The sequence below is a fragment of the Flagellimonas sp. CMM7 genome, assembly GCF_021390195.1.
Classification (GTDB): Bacteria; Bacteroidota; Bacteroidia; order Flavobacteriales; family Flavobacteriaceae; genus Flagellimonas.
In genome coordinates, this window is record NZ_CP090003.1 from 1,117,244 (window position 1) to 1,137,213 (window position 19,970).

A 19,970-nucleotide genomic window follows, 5' to 3' on the forward strand; every position below is an offset into this window, starting at 1 on the left:
CCTTTTTTTTATCTTGTTGTTCGTTTTTGCTTACCAGCCAAAAGCCAGTGTAAATTTTGATTTACTTTCCTTCTTAACTTTTTGTTTTTCTATTTCTGCTTCATGATTCCTAAGACGTGCGTCCTGCTCAAAATGCGCGAACATTTCCATGGAAAACGGTGAAGCTTGCCAAACATTTGGATAATGCTTTATCTTTTTCATATTGAACTGATTTTCAATTAACAATAAGCAAAATTCAACCAATCCATATCCTTTTAAAACCACATATTTCTCCTATTTCTATGCTATCTTAACCCAAACATTGCATCTTAGGAACTGAAAAAGATAATATCATTCTAAACACCTAAAAAATCTAACCTATTATGAGAATCAGAAACTTTCATAATTCTCCCCTATTCGGTCCAAAACCTTTAAAAAGGTTTCAAACTCCTCGGTATCCAAACCCTTTATAGCTTGTTTACGCAAAAGATTGGCATGAGGTTCTATTTCAGCAATAATCCCATGTCCTTTCGGGGTCAACTCCAACTTAAACCGTTTTAAATCACCTCTAAAACGGGTCTTGGTAATCCACCCTTTTCGTTCCAGCCCTCCAATAACCCTCGAGGTCGTTGCTCTATTTCTAAAATTGGATTTCACAATATCGGATTGGGAAACATCTTCCCCTAATTGATAAATACGATAAAGGATTACCCATTGCTCAATGGTGAGTTCAACCCCCAATTCCTTGAATTTTCTAAGGTAGGCATCCTGCACTTTGCGCAGCACCAAGTCCAAATGCAATCCAATACCTGATATTTCGTCTATTTGATGAAGCATAAACAGTCTTCTTAATTTTTTCACATTTAAATCAAAATAGCAGTCAGTTTTAACAATTATTTGACCTCAACAATACTAAAGTAAATTCAAAATTACTATTTTTGTTGCATCAACAACAATTTTGATTATTAAACTTTAAAATATAGCGTCCATGGAAGCAACAGCATTACCCAAATTACACGATTCCGCCAAAGATTTTATGCCTATAAATGGCACCGATTATTTGGAACTTTATGTGAGTAATTCCAAACAGGCAGCGCATTTTTATAAAACCGCCTTTGGTTTTCAATCCTTGGCCTATGCTGGATTGGAAACAGGCTTAAAAGATAGGGAAAGTTATGTGGTCGTTCAAGACAAAATTAGATTGGTACTGACCTCTCCATTAAAAAGCGGAACGGATATTGGCCGTCATATTGATCAACATGGCGACGGGGTTAAAGTTGTGGCACTATGGGTAGATGATGCTACTTATGCTTACAACACGGCTATAGCGCGTGGCGCTAAATCCTATATGGAGCCACAAGTTGAAGAAGATAACACTGGAAAAATTGTTCGCTCTGGCATTTACACCTACGGAGAAACTGTTCATGTTTTTGTGGAAAGAAAAGACTACAGCGGTACTTTTATGCCTGGGTTTAAAAAATGGGAAACTCCAGACTACAATCCATCTCCTGTTGGACTTAAGTTTGTAGATCATATGGTGGGTAACGTAGGCTGGAATAGAATGAACGAGTGGGTGGATTTCTATGAAAACGTGATGGGTTTTACCCAAATACTTTCTTTTGATGACAAGGATATCTCTACCGATTTTACAGCGCTTATGAGTAAAGTGATGAGCAATGGTAACGGACGTATTAAATTTCCAATAAACGAACCTGCAGCTGGAAAGAAAAAATCCCAAGTAGAAGAATACCTTGATTTTTATGAAGGCGAAGGTGTACAGCACATTGCAGTGGCCACAGATGATGTAATTGCTACAGTTAGGCAGCTTAGAAGTAGAGGGGTTGAATTCTTAAAGGTGCCTGACACGTATTACGATGCTGTTCTAGATCGTGTTGGCGAAATTGATGAGGATATTGCTCCATTAAAAGAACTGGGTATTTTGGTTGACCGTGATGATGAAGGGTATTTATTGCAAATCTTTACCCGTCCGGTGGAGCCAAGACCCACAATGTTTTTTGAAATCATTCAAAGAAAAGGTGCACAATCATTTGGAAAAGGTAACTTTAAAGCACTGTTCGAAGCCATTGAGAGAGAACAGGAACTTAGAGGAACTTTGCACTAATTAAAACATTCTAGTATGCCAATCTATCATAAACTCGGAAAGATTCCGCAGAAAAGACACACCCAATTTAATAAACCAGATGGTAGTCTATACTATGAACAATTATTTGGCACAATCGGTTTTGACGGCATGTCTTCACTACTTTACCACATGCACAGACCCACACAGGTCTCTTCAATTGGCAAAGCAATTGATCTAAGTCCAAAAATTGCAGTTGAAAAGAATATTGCCTCACGTAAACTCATAGGTTTTGAGGTTGCTCCCAAAGATGATTTCTTAGAGTCCCGTGAGCCCATGCTTGTCAATAGCGATGTACATGTGGGTTTAGCGGCTCCAAAAAAATCTATGACCGAGTACTTTTATAAGAATTCGGATGCTGATGAGATGCTTTTTATCCACAAAGGAACGGGCACGCTAAGAACATTTTTAGGTAATATTCCATTTGAATATGGTGATTATCTAATTATTCCTCGTGGGATGATATATCAAATTCAATTTGATACTGAGGACAACCGAATATTATATGCGGAATCTTTTCATCCTATCTATACCCCAAAACGCTATCGAAATTGGTTTGGACAATTATTGGAGCATTCCCCATTCTGCGAACGCGATTACAAATTACCGCAAGATTTACAAACACATGATGAGAAAGGTGAGTTTGTAATGAAAATAAAGAAGCAGGGTATGCTACATACGTTGGTATATGCTACGCACCCTTTTGATGTTATAGGTTGGGATGGGTACAATTTTCCTTACGGTTTTTCCATTCATAACTTTGAGCCCATTACCGGTCGTGTGCACCAACCACCGCCAGTACATCAAACTTTTGAAACAGGAGCTTTTGTAATCTGTTCGTTTTGTCCAAGATTGTACGATTACCATCCAAAGGCAATTCCAGCACCATATAATCACTCCAACATAGATTCTGATGAAGTGTTATATTATGTGGATGGTGATTTTATGAGCAGAACAGGTATTGGCCCAGGCTATATTTCCTTGCATCCCGCAGGAATTCCACATGGACCGCACCCAGGAACGTATGAGGGAAGTATTGGTAAAACCAAAACTGAAGAGTTAGCTGTAATGATAGATACTTTTAAACCGTTACAGGTTACAGAAAATGCCTTGAAGATTGATGACGGTACGTATTACAAATCTTGGGTAGAGTAAAAAATCACCTTATGTCAGTTCGAGCGCAGTCGAGAACACATAAGGCATAAATAGTTCTCGACTGCGCTCGAACCAACAATTCAATTTTAATTTACATGATTATAAATATTCCGGAAAACTCTGATTTTTCAATCCATAACATTCCATTTGGAATTTTTTCCACAGCTGATAGAAGCCCAAGAGCCGGTATTGCCATTGGAGAACATATTTTGGATTTGGCTGCTGTTGCAGAATTAGACGTTTTTGATTTTAACACTGCCGTACTTGAAAAAGATACGCTCAATGATTTTATCTCCTTAGGAAAATCCATTACCAAAAGAGTAAGAACCAACATCCAACATTGGTTACGGGACGAACATTCAATTTTGGCCGACAAACCAGAGCTTTTTGTTCTGCAATCTGAAGCAAGCATGCACATGCCCGTGTCCATCGGCGATTATACGGATTTTTATTCCAGTATAGAACATGCAACCAACATAGGTACTATGTTCCGTGATCCAAAAAACGCATTGATGCCCAATTGGAAACATATTCCCGTAGGCTACCATGGCAGAGCTTCTTCCATAATTGTAAGTGGAGAATCTATTCACAGGCCAAAAGGACAGGTGCTACCGAAAGATGCAACAATCCCAGTATTTCAACCTTCAGCTCGCTTGGATTTTGAATTGGAAATGGGTTTTATCACTGGAAAAAATACTGCCATAGGAGAATCTATCTCAACCAAAGAGGCTGAGGATTATATTTTTGGAATGGTACTGCTAAACGATTGGTCCGCACGTGATATTCAAAAATGGGAATATGTACCACTAGGTCCTTTTTTGGCAAAGAATTTTGCTTCACACATATCTCCATGGATTGTGACTTTGGAAGCTTTGGAACCTTTTAGGGTGTCAGGGCCGGATCAGGAGCCAAAAGTTCTCCCCTATTTAGAATTTGAAGGAGTAAAAAACTACGATATTAAACTGGAGGTTGGAATATCCCCAAAGGGCAGTGAAGAAGAGACCGTTTGTCATTCCAATTTTAAATATATGTATTGGAACATGGCCCAGCAATTGGCTCATCATACAGTTAATGGCTGCAATATTAATGTAGGCGATCTATATGGTTCCGGCACTATTTCAGGGAAGGATGAAAACTCTTATGGTTCTATGTTGGAACTTGCATGGATGGGTACTAAACCTATTAAAATGAAAGATGGATCAGAGCGCAAGTTTATAAATGATGGTGATACTGTAATTATGAGAGGGTCAGCTGAAAAGGATGGCATTAGAGTTGGTTTTGGAGAAGTTTCCGCAAAGGTACTTCCAGCAAAATAGATCGTTATCTTAGCGCAAACTAAAGAAACAGAAATGTCCAACATAAAAACTATAGACCCAACTTCCATATCTCAACCAGAGTTGCATGCATATTTACTTTCAGCTGTTGCACCACGACCTATTTGCTTTGCCAGTACAATTGACACTGAAGGAAATATCAATTTGAGTCCATTTAGTTTTTTTAATGTTTTTAGTTCCAATCCGCCAGTGATGATTTTTTCACCCTCTAGAAGCGGAAGGGACAACTCTTTAAAGCATTCACATCAAAATATAAAAGAAGTTCCCGAGGTAGTGATCAATATTGTAAACTACCCTATAGTTGAACAAATGTCATTGTCCAGTACGGCTTATGAAAAGGGCGTGAATGAATTTATTAAGTCTGGATTGACCCAAGTTGCCAGCGAAAAAATAAGACCTCCCCGTGTTGCTGAAGCTCCGGTTTCTTTTGAATGTTCTGTTCAACAAGTTATTGAACTTGCAGATACTCCCGGGGCGGGAAACTTAGTCTTGGCAAAGGTTGAGCTCATCCATATCAATGAACAATACATGGATGACCAAGGGAAATTGGATCCCTTAAAACTGGATTTGGTGGGAAGAATGGGAGGAAGCAGGTATACAAGAGCCAGTGGAAATTCCTTATTTGAAATTCCGAAACCTATCCGAAATAAAGGCATTGGTGTAGATCAGCTTCCAGAAAGTATTCAAAACAGCACTGTTCTTACCGGAAATAATTTAGGCCGATTGGGAAATTTGGAAAAAATCCCCACTCAAGAAGAAATAGAGCGTATCGGTTTGGATGACGAGATTCAAATGCTTACCAAAAAATTGGATGGAAATCCAAAAAAACTAAAAAAAGAATTGCACTGGGTATCTCAACAAATGCTGAAAGACAACGATACGGAAAAAGCATTGGCTGTACTACTATATGCTGAAAAATTAGGTTAATGAGCAACGGAATAGAATCTATTTTTAAACCCTATTTGGAGCCGAAAGAGGTATATAAAGGAGGAAAAAACGTACCTGCCTCCAATAAGAAAATATATAAACTCTCTTCAAACGAAAACCCGCTTGGAGCTTCGCCAAAAGCCATTTCGGCGTTAAAAAAAGCTGCTGAAAATGTGGATGTTTATCCGGATCAAACAGATATTCGTTTAAGAGAAGCCCTTGCAAAAGATTTTGATGGTCAATTGACCGTAGACCAATTTATTTGTGGCAATAGTGGTTCAGAGATTATTGATATGCTGCTCAGAGCATTTATTAATGATGGCGATGAAGTAATTTATTCAAACCCTTCTTTTTTACCCTACTCAGTGTTTTCAAGATGGTATGGAGCAAAACCAATTGACATTCCCTTATTAAAGCCAAATTACAATTTAGATGTAGAAGGGATTTTAAATGTAATCACGGATAAAACAAAAGTTATCTTTTTAACCAGTCCCAACAACCCAACTGGCAGCTATATCCCAAAGGCAATACTTGATAACTTTCTCAATCGAATTCCCAAAAACATCATCATAGTTTTTGACGAAGTGTATCGACATTTTGCAGATGCTAAAGACTATGTGACCGCATTGCCATATGTGAAATCTGGAAATAATGTAATTGCCATCAACAGTTTTTCAAAAACCTATGGATTGGCAGGGCAACGCATTGGGTATTGCTATACGACCGCAAAAATTGCAAATTACATCAGACAAATACACAAGCCGTTTTTATTGCCAATCACTTCTATTGAGGCTGCCATCGGCGCATTAAATGATGAGTTGTTTGTTGAAAAAACGGTAAAAACGATTCATGCCGGCAGGAAATACTTAATGTATGAGTTTGAAAAATTGGGAATTACGTATTGGCCTACACAGGGAAACTTTTTTATCATAGACCCGCCTATTCCCGAATTTGATTTTACAGACAGACTTATGAAAGAAGGTGTTATGGTGCGACCCGTTACACAATTTGGAGCTCCGGGAAAGGTTAGGATCACTATTGGAGACCAAGAATCGAATGAAGCACTGATAAATGCCTTGAAAAAATAAACTCCATTGAGTAGAACAACAGAGCTAAAGCTCCCTAAAGCACAAATCTATACGTAGCCTTTAGTAAAAAGATATTTTGAGGCTTTTGACCAAAAATGTTATCTCCTAAACTGGATAGCAATCCTGCGGAGGGGTCACCATCTTGCGATACATCTTGAGACCATACCAGAAAAATTTCCGATCCCGGAATATACTCCCACCGTATTACCAAATTGGAACGAAATTGAACAAAGGAAAAATCTGGGTCATCAAAACTAAAATCTTCCACTCCGTTTAGATCTTCATCCACCGAGTAAGTATCGTCTACCAAAGAAAGCTGATTAACATTATACCCTGTAAACCTATTTTCAAACAGCTTTGCTGATGCATCAGTAACATGTTTAAAATTGGAATATCGACCTCTTGATATAAAGGGTTGTCCCCAATATTGAATGGTCAAATTTGGATTGATAGTGTAGTTTAACCGAAATGACATACTCAAGGTTCGTTGATTAATTTCTCCATTAAGATATCTTGGTGAACCGTTTACATCATCAAAATTATCAATGAACTGTAACCTGTCATTATTGATTCTAACGGAAGGAAATGCAGAAATACGTATTGCATTTATGGGCTGATAAGTAACCCCCGCTTCAACAAAATAAGACTTATATGAGTTATCCACTGCCTTTTGTCCCCTATGAAATATATTAAAGCGAAGCTTTTTGCGACTATCCGTTCTAATGCTGTTCCAAAAACTTATTTCCTGTGATTGTCTCAATCTTGGACCTCCTCTTAATGCAAAATTGGAATATTGAATAGGTGCATAGTTAAATCCAAAGTTAGAAAACCAATTGTTTTTCCAGTTTTGCCAGCTATTCGTATTAAACCGTAAACTATTATGGTTACCATTAAAATCCCAAGCACTCCAGTGATTGTAATTTATACCTACTCTTCTAAATGTACTATCGGGTTTTAGTGTTTGGTAGCCAATCCAAGTATAATGTCTAATATCATCAGCTTGTCGTTGAAAACCCAAATCGTTTAATTCCAATTCCGGAGACCGCCATGTACCCCCTGTTTCAAACTTCCAATGACCATTACCAATCTTACCAATCTGAACATTACCTCCACTTCCAGTCAATGAAGTCCTGGTAGAATCCAGTGCAACATGATCAGCACCCACACGTTGAAACAGGTGTGTAATGGACTCTTGCGTATTTTTTATGGCCTCTTCACTCCCGTTAACACTACTCAAAATAACATTGCCTTCTACATACCAATCCCTGTTATTCCATTGATGTTTAAAATCAATACCTCCCGTGTAGGCTGATTTATGTAAAAAATTAAGTTCTTCCGTTAAATTATCTCTATTTGCAGCTGTAAAAATTACACCTAAGTAAGAGTTTCTGTCATTAAAATCTTTCTGAGCTCTCCCAACAAAATAATTAGTTAAAGGTTCCACCATTTCTCGTCGGCGATTCCCATTCTCAGCACTAATAGTCGCATATCTTTTTGAAGTCACGCTTTCCAGCACACCTAAGGCCCATCCATTTTTTGTTTTGCCACTAAACTTTGCTGCGCCAATAATTGGGGTATTATCTGGCTGATCTACAAACTCATTATCTTCTGTATCCGGTGAACCTTGAGGACTGCGACCTATACGTCTAGAATAGAACACATTATCAAAACCAAAAGTATTACCTGCTTCAGATTCCGAAACGTTGAAATCAAAAATGTTTTTGTTCTCCACAAAAAATGGCCTTTGTTCCCTAAAGAAAATCTGAAAACCATCCAAAGCTATTGCTGATGGATCAGCTTCAACTTGTCCAAAATCAGGGTTAACCGTTAAATCCAGCGTTAAATCATTGGTGACCCCAATTTTAGCATCCAGGCCAACGGTGATATCATTTTCGTTACCATCCCTAAAAGGGTTTCCTTCTTCCGCCTCATAGGTTTCACCACTGGCAACTGTATAAGGCTGAATCTCCAATTGTTTTTGAGGCTCTATATTCTTGAGTCCATGAAGTTCCCCAAATTCACTTACCCATCCCGGTGTATCTATAGGCTTTCGCTGCCAAAGTGAACGTTCTTCTGCTCTAAAGAATCTTCGTGTAGATTGTAACCCCCAAACTTGATTTTCCTCGCCACCAAACTTTAACTGACTCAAAGGAATCCTTAGTTCAGCTGTCCAACCTTCTTCATCTACATTTGTTTTGGTATACCATATTGGATTCCAACTACCATCCCAATCATTCCCGTTATTGGAAACAAACTCATCCCCTTTAACCCCAGCAACGGTAGCCGTAAAAGAAAATGCAGTTCGCTTATCATGATAACTATCTATATTAAATTCTATCCAATCTCCTTCAAAACCATCTCTCCGCGATAACCGTTTTACAATTTTATCAGGTTCAGCATCATAGCAACGTACACCTATATATAGGTTCTTGCTATCATATACAATTTTAAATTTGGTTTGATAACTAGGCGAGGTATTCTCATCTGGCTGAAATTCCACATACTCTCCAGCCCACTCCACAAGATTCCACGCTTCATCATTTAATAGACCATCTACAAGCGGAGGGGTTTCGTTTTCAATTGGTTTTGTTACATAAATTTTTTTTGGGACAACTTCAGTTGAGTCTTGAGCATTTAGATAAACAGAAAAAAATAGGAGCGTGAAGAATATGGTTGATTGTTTCACTTAATTCGTTTTTTGATTTGATTAGGTACCTTAAAGACCGAAGAAAAATGAGACAGTTACAGTACCGTTAAATTTTATACCTTTTTTAACAAAAAACCACCATGATACCAGCCTCATTATTTTGGCAAATAAAGGCCAATGGAAAAACTAGAAAATATTCCCAATCAACCATTTGGAATTCAATCTAATAATCGTACATTTGCAGCCCGTTTATCGGGATAGGTATTTAAATCAATAATATTCAAGAAGTGGATACATTAAGTTATAAGACTATTTCTGCCAATAAATCTACCGTTGACAAGCAATGGTTATTAGTTGATGCTGAGGGAGAAACGTTAGGAAGGTTCGCGTCAAAAGTAGCCAAGCTACTTAGAGGGAAACATAAGCCAAATTTTACTCCTCATGTTGATTGTGGTGATAATGTAATAGTTATCAATGCTGAGAAAATCACCATGACAGGGAACAAGTGGGAAGATAAAACGTACTCAAGGTACACTGGTTATCCGGGTGGACAGCGTTCTACTACTGCTCAAGAATTATTGGACAAGCATCCGGAGAGAATTATTGAAAAATCTATTAAGGGAATGCTTCCAAAAAACAAACTAGGGGCTGAGTTGTTCAGAAACCTAAAAGTATATGTTGGTGCAGAGCACGGACAAGAAGCACAAAAACCAAAAGCAATAAACTTAAACGACTACAAATAATGGAAGTGGTTCATAAGATTGGTAGAAGAAAAACAGCAGTAGCAAGAGTTTATGTTTCTGAAGGAAAAGGAAACATTACGATTAATAAAAGAGACTTAAAAGACTACTTTACAACAGCTACATTACAATATAAAGTGAAGCAACCTTTTGCATTGACCAATACTGAAGACAGTTACGATGTAAAAGTAAATGTATATGGAGGCGGAATCACAGGTCAGGCAGAAGCTGTTCGTTTAGCATTATCAAGAGTAATGTGCGAGATTGATGAAGAGAACAGAACTGCTCTTAAACCTGAAGGTTTGCTGACAAGAGACCCAAGAATGGTGGAAAGAAAGAAATTCGGTCAGAAGAAAGCCCGTAAGAAATTCCAGTTCTCTAAACGTTAATATTACAGATACGTTTGTATCTTATTATATAAAGTTCATTGAAAACCCTGAAATTGTTTCAGGGTTAATATTTTAACCAAGTTGTCGTTGTTCCAAAGAGCAAAAATCGACTTTTTGGAATTTAGTTTAGCATCTAAATGAATAGGGCGAACAGATTTCTGGGACCACCAATTCATTGCTAATACAACGGAACGTAAACTAATTTACAAGAAATGGCAAGTAAAATTGAAGTTAAAGACTTACTAGAAGCAGGTGTGCATTTTGGACACCTAACAAGAAAATGGAATCCGAACATGTCTCCTTACATCTACATGGAGCGTAACGGAATTCACGTTATCAATCTCTACAAAACTGTAGCAAAACTTGATGAGGCCAATGAGGCACTTAAAAAGATTGCTGCATCCGGAAGAAAAATTCTTTTTGTAGCTACAAAGAAACAAGCTAAGGATATTGTTGCAGAAAAAGTATCCAACGTAAACATGCCCTATATTACTGAAAGATGGCCAGGTGGTATGTTGACCAACTTTGTTACCATTCGTAAAGCTGTTAAGAAAATGGCGGCTATTGATAGAATGAAGAAGGATGGCACGTTCAAAACACTTTCAAAAAAAGAAAGACTGCAAGTTGACCGTTTAAGAGCCAAATTAGAGAAGAACTTAGGTTCTATTTCTGATATGACTAGACTTCCTGGTGCTATTTTTATAGTGGATACCATGCGTGAGCACATTGCTGTAAAAGAAGCTCAAAAATTGAATATCCCAATTTTTGCAATAGTGGATACTAACTCTGATCCAAGACCAGTAGACTATGTAATTCCTGCAAATGATGATGCTGGAAAGTCTATTGAGGTGATAATGACAGAGGTGACCAATGCAGTAGCAGAAGGTCTATCTGAGCGAAAAAATGACAAACAAGAAGAGGCTAAAGATGCTCCAGTAGCAGATAAAGCTCCAGCAAAAGCGAAAGAACCTGCTGTTGCTAAAGAAGAAGCCAAACCTGTTGCAGAAAAAGAAGAAAAGGCGAAAGAGCCCATTGCAGCCAAAGAAGTAGCTGAGCCTGTTGCAGAAAAAGTGGAAGAAGTTGTTGAGGAAGTTAAGGCGGAGCCTAAAGCTGAGGAGAAAAAACCAAAGAAAGCCGCGAAGTCCAAAGCTGACGATTTAACTAAAGTTGAAGGTATCGGCCCTAAAGCTGCAGAAGCATTGACCAACAGTGGTATCGCCACCTATGGAGATCTTGCAAAAGCAGACCCAGAAAAGGTAAAAGAAATTTTGACAGAGGCTAGCTCAAGAATGGCTCATTTAGACCCAACATCTTGGCCAAAGCAAGCTCAAATGGCTGCTGATGGCAAATGGGATGAGTTAAAAGAATGGCAAGACAACACCAAAGGTGGTGTTGAATAACCCATGATTGTTTAACATTCACCTAAAACAAAACACCTGCATAGTGTTTTACTTTACATAAATTTTTAAATAGAGAAAAAATGGCAAAAATTACCGCCGCTGAAGTAAATAAATTAAGAAAAGCTACTGGAGCCGGAATGATGGATTGTAAAAATGCATTAGTTGAAGCTGAAGGTGACTTTGATAAAGCAATTGAGATTCTTCGCAAAAAAGGACAAAAGATAGCTGCCAAAAGAGCAGATAGGGATTCTTCTGAAGGTGCTGCAATAGCAAAAGTAAACGCTGATAAAACTGTTGGTGTCGCTTTAGTATTAGGCTGCGAAACAGATTTTGTTGGAAAGAACGAAAACTTTATCGCCCTAGCTAACGAATTGGCAGAAAAAGCTCTAGACTATAACACAAAAGAAGAATTTTTAGCTTCTGATTTTGGAGGAATGACCGTAACCGATAAGTTAATAGAACAAACCGGTGTTATTGGCGAAAAACTAGGTATTACCGCTTTTGAAAAATTGGAAGCTCCTTACGTTGGCAGTTATGTACACATTAACAAAATTGCTGCCCTAGTTGGCTTATCCGCTGCTGTGGACACTGCTGATGTTCTTGCAAAAGATGTTTCTATGCAAGTTGCTTCTATGGGTGCCACAACCTTGTCCTATAAAGATTTTGATACTGAATTTGTTACTGCTGAAACAGAGGCTAGAATTGCTGTAATTGAAAAAGACAATATCGAACTTGGACGTTTAGGAAAAACACTGAAAAACGTTCCACAGTATATTTCAATGGCTCAATTGACTGATGAAGTTATGGCCAAAGCCGAAGAAGATGCTAAAGCGCAATTAAAGGCCGAAGGAAAACCAGAACAGATTTGGGACAAAATTCTTCCAGGTAAAATGGAAAGATTTATTTCTGACAACACTACTCTGGATCAAGAACAATGTCTTTTAGATCAGAACTTCATTAAAGATGAGAAAATCAGTGTAGCAAAATACGTTGAGTCTCACGGAGATGTTTCAGTAACAGGTTTTAAACGTGCTACTGTAGGATAACATACAATATTTTAATTTTAAAAAGCCCGTTTCTTAAAGGAAACGGGCTTTTTGTTTAAATCAATACAATGTCTCTATCATTTTGACTTTATCAAAATATCACCATTAAAAGTCTTAAACAGCATCTCTGGACCGCCGCCATTAATCTTTCCCCTCACCCATTGCTCTATCTTAACTTTATAAGTCCCTGAAGAATTGTTTTTATTCACCTCCGGTTTGTTGGCTGCTATTTGCATATCAAAATCAGTGAAGATTTCCCCCATATCAGATTTCGCCTTTACATCTGCTTTAAGAGAACTTGGGAAAGTAATATCCACGTCTCCATTTAAACTACTAAAGGCCATATTTGCATCTTTTGTAATACTATTGAAGTAAACCGTAATATCCCCATTTACAGTATCCGTAGAAGCTGAACCACTTACCGATTCTAACGTAATTTCTCCATTGACATTACTTATTTCCATTTCTCCATTAACACCTTTTACCGAAATATTTCCATCATTGACTGTAGAAAGCTTAAGGGAGAAGTTCTTAGGAACCTTTACTTCTAAATTGGTGACTTTGTTCCATTGCTCATTAATTACTTGAACAACATTGTTCTTTTCTTCAGCACTTATGGCCATAGAAGACCCTTCAATACGCTTCATGCCATTGTGCTTGTTTTTTTCTTTATAATGCCTCTTTTCGCTTTCAAAGGAAGCTTTTATCACCACCTCATTACCTTCATAAGCTTCAACATGGATCGAACCAGATATTTGATCTATGACCAACTTTCCTCGACTACTTGGGTTACTTAAAGGAACCGAAAACAAATCGATGCTTTTTTCTTGGGCAATCACACTGCACATAACAAACAATGCTGCCAACACAGTAATTAATCTTGCATTTTTCATGACTCTATATTTTTTTGATGAATACATTTCCGTTTAGTGTTTCAAAATCAAAATCCACCTTGCCATCTCCAATCTGAACTATTGGTTTGGCTTCGTATTTATATTTTGCTCTATTTTCATTACCTGTCTTTTTATCAGCTTGCATAAATTGTTTGTTAATATCAAAATCAGTGAACATTTCGCCATTCATGCTTTTAAATGAAATATTGGCTGAAAGTGCTTTTTGATATGAAATATTGATATCCCCGTTTAAAGAATAATATCTAGATGAGCTTTTAGGGTTGCTGGAATATGAAATATTTACTCCTCCATTAATACAGTCCACCCAAGTTTTACCAGTTATATTGGTCAAAGTGATTCCGCCATTTATGTTTTCAGCAATTACCGTATTACCTTTTGTGTTTTCCACTAAAACCTCTCCATCATTTACAGTACTAACATCAATTTTAATTGAATGGGGAACCTTTACCTTAAAGTTCAATTTATGCCCATATTGGGGTTCTTCATAATTATTACACCAATTATATCTAAGATTATCCTTGTCAAATTGTATGTATGGTGCATCTGGATGAAACACCACCCTATTTGCCTCTTGAATAACTTTGAGCTCTAGCTCCTGCTTCCCCAACTCTAAACCTGAAGTATTATCAGCAGTTATTGTTTTTTCAACCTCCAAAACAATTTGACTTCCATTATATCCTTCAACCAATATTGAACCAAAGACATTTTTAATAACCAAAGTATTTTCGGTGCTGTTGGAAAATGGAATTTCTTTTTTGATTTGTTCTGTAAACTTTTCTTGTTGCGCTTTTGTGCACTGTATCCCCACAACCGAGGATAGGCACACCATAAAAATTAAATGCTTCATTGTTTTTAAATTTGACTGTTCGTGATTTGATTTATCCCAAAATAGGGTGGATTGATAAATAAACTAGATTATTGATTCTATAGAATTCTCTATTTTTTTCTGCACTGTGGTGTCCAATTGTTTTTCCTTTAATAACTGCTTAAAAGGTTCAACCGAGGCCTTTTCTTGTAATGCGACCATTAAGTTTGCCAATGTTACCTGTAAAATTGGAGACTCTTGATTTGGAATGGATTTCACCAACCCTTGTCTAACCAAAGGTTTATCCACATAATTTGTTAAAGATTCTATGGCCGCCAATCTTACATTTACATTAGAATCGTTGTTCAGTGTTTGCAATAATGCCTTAATTACCATTTCATCTACATCTTCAAATTTATTTGCTTCACTTACACCTTGCAATCTTTGATTTGCAGATGGTTGCTCCAGAAGAGTCAAAACCAGTTTTTGTCTTACATCTTCGGTTTCTTCATTGGATACTATGTTCTTAACTGAATTTGTATTGTCCGAAGAGTTCATATAATATCCTATTCCCAACCCTATTCCCAACAATAAAATGCCATAGGCCAATTGTGGCTTAAAAATCATCATCAACCCTTCCATAAGAGTTTCCCAACCATTTTTGCTATTCGTTTTTTCAACCTCGCTGGAAAGCATCTCAAAGAAAGTTTCATCCATTTTTGGGGAAGGTTCTGGAGCATCCAACTTATTCATCATTTTCCATGTACTTGCCAATTCATCAAATTGGTCTGTATACTCTGAGTTCTCCTCAAGAAACTTTTCAAAATTCCTTTTCTCATCCTCAGACATTATTCCAGACATATAATCTATAGCCTGCGTTTCAAACTTTTCCTTGTTCATCATTTCTATGCAATTTCCAATTGTGAAAAAATTGTCCTTAAATCCTTAAGCGCCCTATGCACTCGTACTTTGGCCGCGTTCTCTGTACACCCAACGATCTGGGCTATTTCACTGAACTTCAACTCTCTATATTTACTCAGAATTAATAACTCTCGTTTTTCCTCTGGCAGCTTGGCCAAAGCCTGTTTTAGCAAAACATTATTTCCCTTCTTTTCAATTTCTTCATTAATATGATCATCGGTTTCCGCCCTTACATCCTCCGGAGAAATACCAGTGGATATCTTCTCTTTCGAACTTTTTATATGATAATCGTAATTTACATTTCTTGCCATTCTAAACATCCATGCTGTAAACGACCCCTCTCCTATATATGATTTCCTATACTTTAAAATTCTAATGAATACATTTTGAACCAAATCCTCGCTCACCGAAGGGTTATTCCCCAAATTGTAAAAGAAACCAAACAACCTTTTTTTGTGTCGCTCATACAGCAGGCCCAATTTATCCAAGTCCCCATTTTTCACTTTTAGCATTAAGCCGTTATCAGTTAGGTTTTGCAATTTGGTGTCGTTTTTTTGTTGCTTGTTGAAGGATATACTTTAGTTTTTTGAAAAGGTTACAGAATGTATAACTTTTTTGTTCATTTTATTCTTCAATCATTACTTTTTCAGGTAATTCCCCATAAATAATTTTGATTATTTTTGTCCGGACTTCAACACATCCTAAATGCAATACAAGAGAATTCTTTTAAAACTTAGCGGCGAAGCCTTAATGGGCGAACAACAATACGGTATAGATCCAGAGCGGCTATCAGAATACGCTGAAGATATTAAAGCTGTGATCGCAAAGGGAATTGAAGTAGCCATAGTAATTGGGGGAGGAAACATTTTTAGAGGACTTTCTGGTGCTAGCCAAGGAATGGATCGTGTGCAGGGCGATCATATGGGTATGCTGGCAACTGTCATAAATGGGCTAGCTTTACAAAGCGCCTTAGAACTTCAAGGAGTGGAGACCAGACTTCAATCAGCCATAAAAATCAATGAAGTAGCGGAACCTTTTATAAGAAGAAGAGCCATACGTCATTTAGAAAAAGGAAGAGTTGTTATTTTCGGCGGTGGAACTGGCAACCCATACTTCACTACAGATTCTGCAGCAGTTTTAAGAGCAATAGAAATAAAAGCAGATGTTATCCTAAAAGGAACTCGAGTAGATGGTATCTACACATCGGATCCAGAGAAGGATAAAAATGCTACTAAATTCGATAGCATATCTTTTACTGATGTCCTATCCAAAGGTCTAAAAGTGATGGACACAACAGCTTTTACATTAAGTCAAGAAAACGAACTTCCTATTGTGGTCTTTGATATGAACACAAGAGGCAACCTTATGAAAATAGTTTCTGGAGAAAATATTGGAACCGTAGTGAATGTTTAAATTGGCATACGCTTTGATGCCAATCATTAAAATTTAAAATTATGAACGAAGAAGTAACTTTTGTAATTGATAGTGCCAAAGAAAGTATGGATGGCAGTATTTCCCATTTGGAAAAAGCTTTGGTAAAGATTCGTGCGGGCAAAGCAAGCCCTGTAATGCTATCTACTGTAATGATAGAATATTATGGTTCTGTTACTCCTCTTTCCCAAGTATCAAATATCAACACTCCAGATGCAAGAACCATTTCTGTTCAACCATGGGAAAAAAGTATTCTTCAAGACATAGAGACAGCCATTACAAATTCAAACTTGGGCTTTAACCCCATGAACAATGGTGAAATGATTATTATAAATGTTCCTCCTTTAACAGAAGAGCGCAGGGTGCAATTGGTAAAACAAGCCAAAGCTGAAGCCGAAGATGCAAAAGTTAGTATTAGAAGTGCAAGACAAGAAGCTAACAAAGAGATTAAGGCTCTAGATATCTCTGAAGATTTACAGAAGAATGCCGAAGTTGATATACAGGAACTTACGGATACTTACAGCGAAAATGTTGATGCCATTCTTGCGGTTAAGGAAACAGAAATAATGAAAGTATAAATCTCTACAGATTATCAATTTGCTTTCCTTAGGAACACAGCCGATCATTTTCTACCTTTGCGCCGAATAAAACCCATATGGTAGCTAAGCTCACTAAAGGATTTTGGCCTAAGGTCGCAAGAATTATACTTCGTAACAGAATCCTTATTCTACTTGGGGTTGCTGCTTTCACCGTTTTTTTAGGATTACAATGGAAAAACATGCAGTTTTCCAATACGGAAGCAAATATTCTTCCAGATGATCATCCGGCTACCGTTCAATACAATGCGTTTAAAAATATATTTGGAGAAGAAGGAAACGCCATAGTTCTTGCCATTAGGGATTCCTCTCTCTTTACACCAAGTAAATTTAATCGCTGGAACAAACTCAGCAAACAACTAGAAGCATTTCCAGAAATTGACTTTGTTGTATCTACAGACAATCTTAAGGTTTTGGTCAAAGATGATGAAAAGCAGGAATTTATCATGGAGCCTTTTATTAAGGATTCACCAAAAACCAAAGCTGAAGTAGAACAATTAAAAAATCACCTCTTTGAAGAGCTGCCTTTTTATGACAATCTAATTTACAACCCAAAAAGCGGTACCATACAAACCATCGCTTACTTGGATAAGGACATTATGAATACTGCAGTGCGGAATGAATTCATCTTAAATGATCTTGCCGAGCTTGTAAAAAACTTTGAAGAGGAAACCAATCTCGATGTACGAGTATCCGGCATGCCCTATATACGTACATGGAACACAAAGTCCATTGTAGACGAAATTGGAATTTTTATAGGAGCCGCATTATTAGTCACCTCTATTATTTTCTTTTTCTTCTTTAGAAGCTTTAGGGCCACATTAATATCCATGTGTGTTGTAATTATTGGAGTCATGTGGGCCTTTGGTATTCTGGGCCTTTTTAAATATGAAATCACCATCCTAACCGCTCTAATTCCTCCATTGATCATTGTAATAGGAATACCCAATTGTATATTCCTGATCAATAAATATCAGCAAGAAGTTAAAAAACATGGCAACCAGGCATTGTCGTTGCAAAGAGTAATTTCCAAAATAGGGAATGCCACACTCATGACCAACATCACCACTGCTTCGGGCTTTGCAACGTTTATTATTTTGGATAGTGATTTGCTCAAAGAATTTGGTATCGTGGCATCCATTAACATCATTGGAATTTTCATTTTATCCTTGTTGATTATTCCGATTCTCTACAGCTTTATGCCACTTCCTAAAAACAAGCATCTAAAACATCTGAACAAAAAATGGATTGACTTTTTTGTTGATTGGATGGAAAGGATGGTTAGGCACCACAGAATAGGAGTTTATATCACTTCCGTGATTGTCCTTATTTTAAGTATCATCGGAATTTATCAAATAGAAATTACAGGAAGTAGGATTGAAGATCTACCTAAAGACACTCATTATTTTAAGGACATACGATTCTTTGAAGAAGAGTTTGATGGAATTATGCCAATGGAAATTGTGGTAGATACCAAACGAAAAAATGGAGCTATTAAACCCGCTACCTTAAAAAGGATCGATCAATTGGGAACAGTCATTGAAGAGACCCCTGAGCTTTCCAAGCCTATTTCATTGGTCAATTTGGTCAAGTATTCCAAACAAGCCTTTTATAATGGAATTCCAAAATATTACCAATTACCCACCTCTCAAGAAAACACATTCATTATGGATGTGGCAAGAAAATCATCCAATGATGGCAATCTTCTGGAAAGTTTTGTAGACAGTACAGGCCAAACTGCTCGAGTCACCACTTTTATGCGTGATGTAAAAATAGACCGCATGGAGGAAATTGAGCAGGACATGTTACAATCCATAGCCAAGTTTTTTCCAAAAGAACGATACAATGTCTTTATGACCGGTAAAGCATTGTTGTTTTTAAAAGGCACCAAATATCTAGTAAAAAACCTCTTGCTTTCATTGGCATTGGCCATAGGGTTGATTTCCCTATTCATGGCTTATTTATTTCGTTCCTTTAGAATGATCATAATTTCTTTGGTTCCCAACCTTCTCCCATTAGTTATTACCGCAGGATTAATGGGGTACCTTGGAGTTCCTATAAAACCGTCCACCATTCTTGTATTTAGTATTGCCTTTGGAATTTCTGTGGATGATACAATTCACTTTTTAGCAAAGTACCGGCAAGAATTGGCTGCTAATCGCTGGCAAATAAAGAAATCCGTGTATGCTGCATTGCGAGAAACTGGTGTTAGCATGTTCTACACGTCCATTGTACTGTTCTTTGGGTTCTCTGTATTCATCATTTCCAGTTTTGGTGGCACCAAGGCTTTGGGAGGGTTAGTATCTGCTACATTACTCTTTGCAATGCTTGCCAATCTTATTTTACTTCCGTCACTATTACTTTCGTTGGAAAGAAGTATTGCCAACAAGGAAGTATTAAAAAAACCACAGATAGATATCTTACCAAAAGACGAGGTCAACCTCAAAGACAAATAGCA

19 protein-coding genes are annotated in these 19,970 nt (G+C 37.3%); 12 read left to right on the forward strand and 7 right to left on the reverse strand.

The features are described 5' to 3' along the window. Positions 1 to 30: 30 nt before the first annotated feature. Together LV704_RS05090 and LV704_RS05095 are read right to left on the reverse strand one after the other, a co-directional pair. Entirely contained in the window at positions 31 to 201 is a 171-nt protein-coding gene (locus tag LV704_RS05090; RefSeq protein WP_163421424.1) for a hypothetical protein, read from the reverse strand. Between the two features lie 168 nt (positions 202 to 369). Next, positions 370 to 840 carry a MarR family winged helix-turn-helix transcriptional regulator gene (locus LV704_RS05095; RefSeq protein ID WP_233782148.1) on the reverse strand — a complete coding sequence of 157 codons (471 nt, stop codon included), beginning with the start codon at positions 838 to 840 and terminating at the stop codon, positions 370 to 372. Positions 841 to 967: 127 nt separating this feature from the next. On the opposite strand from LV704_RS05095, the gene hppD reads away from it, so the two are divergent. The 5 genes from hppD to hisC all read left to right on the forward strand — a co-directional run bounded on the left by hppD (position 968) and on the right by hisC (position 6,623). After that, the gene (gene hppD / locus LV704_RS05100) at positions 968 to 2,101 is read left to right on the forward strand and encodes a 4-hydroxyphenylpyruvate dioxygenase (RefSeq protein WP_163421422.1); all 1,134 of its coding nucleotides are present in this window, start codon (positions 968 to 970) and stop codon (positions 2,099 to 2,101) included. A 15-nt stretch (positions 2,102 to 2,116) separates the two neighbouring features. After that, positions 2,117 to 3,274 carry a homogentisate 1,2-dioxygenase gene (locus LV704_RS05105; protein ID WP_163421421.1) on the forward strand — a complete coding sequence of 386 codons (1,158 nt, stop codon included), beginning with the start codon at positions 2,117 to 2,119 and terminating at the stop codon, positions 3,272 to 3,274. A gap of 95 nt (positions 3,275 to 3,369) precedes the next feature. Further along, entirely contained in the window at positions 3,370 to 4,590 is a 1,221-nt protein-coding gene (gene fahA / locus LV704_RS05110; RefSeq protein WP_163421420.1) for a fumarylacetoacetase, read from the forward strand. A gap of 33 nt (positions 4,591 to 4,623) precedes the next feature. Beyond that, positions 4,624 to 5,535: a flavin reductase family protein gene (locus LV704_RS05115; RefSeq protein WP_163421419.1), complete on the forward strand. Its 912-nt coding sequence runs from the start codon at positions 4,624 to 4,626 to the stop codon at positions 5,533 to 5,535. Further along, positions 5,535 to 6,623, forward strand: a complete 1,089-nt coding sequence (hisC, locus tag LV704_RS05120) for a histidinol-phosphate transaminase (RefSeq protein ID WP_163421418.1) — start codon at positions 5,535 to 5,537, stop codon at positions 6,621 to 6,623. Before LV704_RS05115 ends, hisC begins: the two co-directional genes overlap by 1 nt. A gap of 34 nt (positions 6,624 to 6,657) precedes the next feature. On the opposite strand, the gene LV704_RS05125 is transcribed toward hisC, so the two are convergent. Beyond that, the gene (locus tag LV704_RS05125) at positions 6,658 to 9,309 is read right to left on the reverse strand and encodes a DUF5916 domain-containing protein (protein WP_163421417.1); all 2,652 of its coding nucleotides are present in this window, start codon (positions 9,307 to 9,309) and stop codon (positions 6,658 to 6,660) included. Between the two features lie 248 nt (positions 9,310 to 9,557). Here LV704_RS05125 and rplM point away from each other — a divergent pair, with 248 nt between their 5' ends. From rplM to tsf, 4 genes are all read left to right on the forward strand, one after another. After that, a complete protein-coding gene (rplM, locus tag LV704_RS05130; RefSeq protein ID WP_163421416.1) occupies positions 9,558 to 10,013 on the forward strand; it encodes a 50S ribosomal protein L13 in 456 nt (151 codons plus the stop codon). Next, positions 10,013 to 10,399: a 30S ribosomal protein S9 gene (rpsI, locus tag LV704_RS05135; protein ID WP_163421415.1), complete on the forward strand. Its 387-nt coding sequence runs from the start codon at positions 10,013 to 10,015 to the stop codon at positions 10,397 to 10,399. Before rplM ends, rpsI begins: the two co-directional genes overlap by 1 nt. A gap of 212 nt (positions 10,400 to 10,611) precedes the next feature. Further along, positions 10,612 to 11,799 (forward strand): 30S ribosomal protein S2, encoded by a 1,188-nt coding sequence (gene rpsB / locus LV704_RS05140; RefSeq protein ID WP_163421414.1) that lies wholly within the window; start codon positions 10,612 to 10,614, stop codon positions 11,797 to 11,799. Positions 11,800 to 11,879: 80 nt separating this feature from the next. After that, positions 11,880 to 12,845, forward strand: a complete 966-nt coding sequence (gene tsf / locus LV704_RS05145) for a translation elongation factor Ts (RefSeq protein ID WP_163421413.1) — start codon at positions 11,880 to 11,882, stop codon at positions 12,843 to 12,845. A gap of 77 nt (positions 12,846 to 12,922) precedes the next feature. On the opposite strand, the gene LV704_RS05150 is transcribed toward tsf, so the two are convergent. From LV704_RS05150 to LV704_RS05165, 4 genes are all read right to left on the reverse strand, one after another. After that, a complete protein-coding gene (locus LV704_RS05150) occupies positions 12,923 to 13,738 on the reverse strand; it encodes a DUF4097 family beta strand repeat-containing protein (RefSeq protein WP_163421412.1) in 816 nt (271 codons plus the stop codon). A 4-nt stretch (positions 13,739 to 13,742) separates the two neighbouring features. Then, positions 13,743 to 14,606, reverse strand: coding sequence for a DUF4097 family beta strand repeat-containing protein (locus LV704_RS05155; protein ID WP_163421411.1), 864 nt, complete (start codon positions 14,604 to 14,606; stop codon positions 13,743 to 13,745). Between the two features lie 63 nt (positions 14,607 to 14,669). Beyond that, a complete protein-coding gene (locus LV704_RS05160) occupies positions 14,670 to 15,467 on the reverse strand; it encodes a HEAT repeat domain-containing protein (RefSeq protein ID WP_163421410.1) in 798 nt (265 codons plus the stop codon). 2 nt (positions 15,468 to 15,469) lie between these two features. After that, a complete protein-coding gene (locus LV704_RS05165) occupies positions 15,470 to 16,024 on the reverse strand; it encodes an RNA polymerase sigma factor (RefSeq protein ID WP_205597868.1) in 555 nt (184 codons plus the stop codon). Positions 16,025 to 16,190: 166 nt separating this feature from the next. On the opposite strand from LV704_RS05165, the gene pyrH reads away from it, so the two are divergent. The 3 genes from pyrH to LV704_RS05180 all read left to right on the forward strand — a co-directional run bounded on the left by pyrH (position 16,191) and on the right by LV704_RS05180 (position 19,968). Then, complete coding sequence (gene pyrH / locus LV704_RS05170) at positions 16,191 to 16,898, forward strand: UMP kinase (RefSeq protein ID WP_163421409.1); 708 nt, start codon at positions 16,191 to 16,193, stop codon at positions 16,896 to 16,898. Positions 16,899 to 16,939: 41 nt separating this feature from the next. Further along, on the forward strand, positions 16,940 to 17,494 hold the full coding sequence (frr, locus tag LV704_RS05175; protein WP_163421408.1) for a ribosome recycling factor: 555 nt from the start codon (positions 16,940 to 16,942) through the stop codon (positions 17,492 to 17,494). Positions 17,495 to 17,571: 77 nt separating this feature from the next. Further along, complete coding sequence (locus LV704_RS05180) at positions 17,572 to 19,968, forward strand: RND family transporter (RefSeq protein ID WP_163421407.1); 2,397 nt, start codon at positions 17,572 to 17,574, stop codon at positions 19,966 to 19,968. Positions 19,969 to 19,970: the final 2 nt, after the last annotated feature.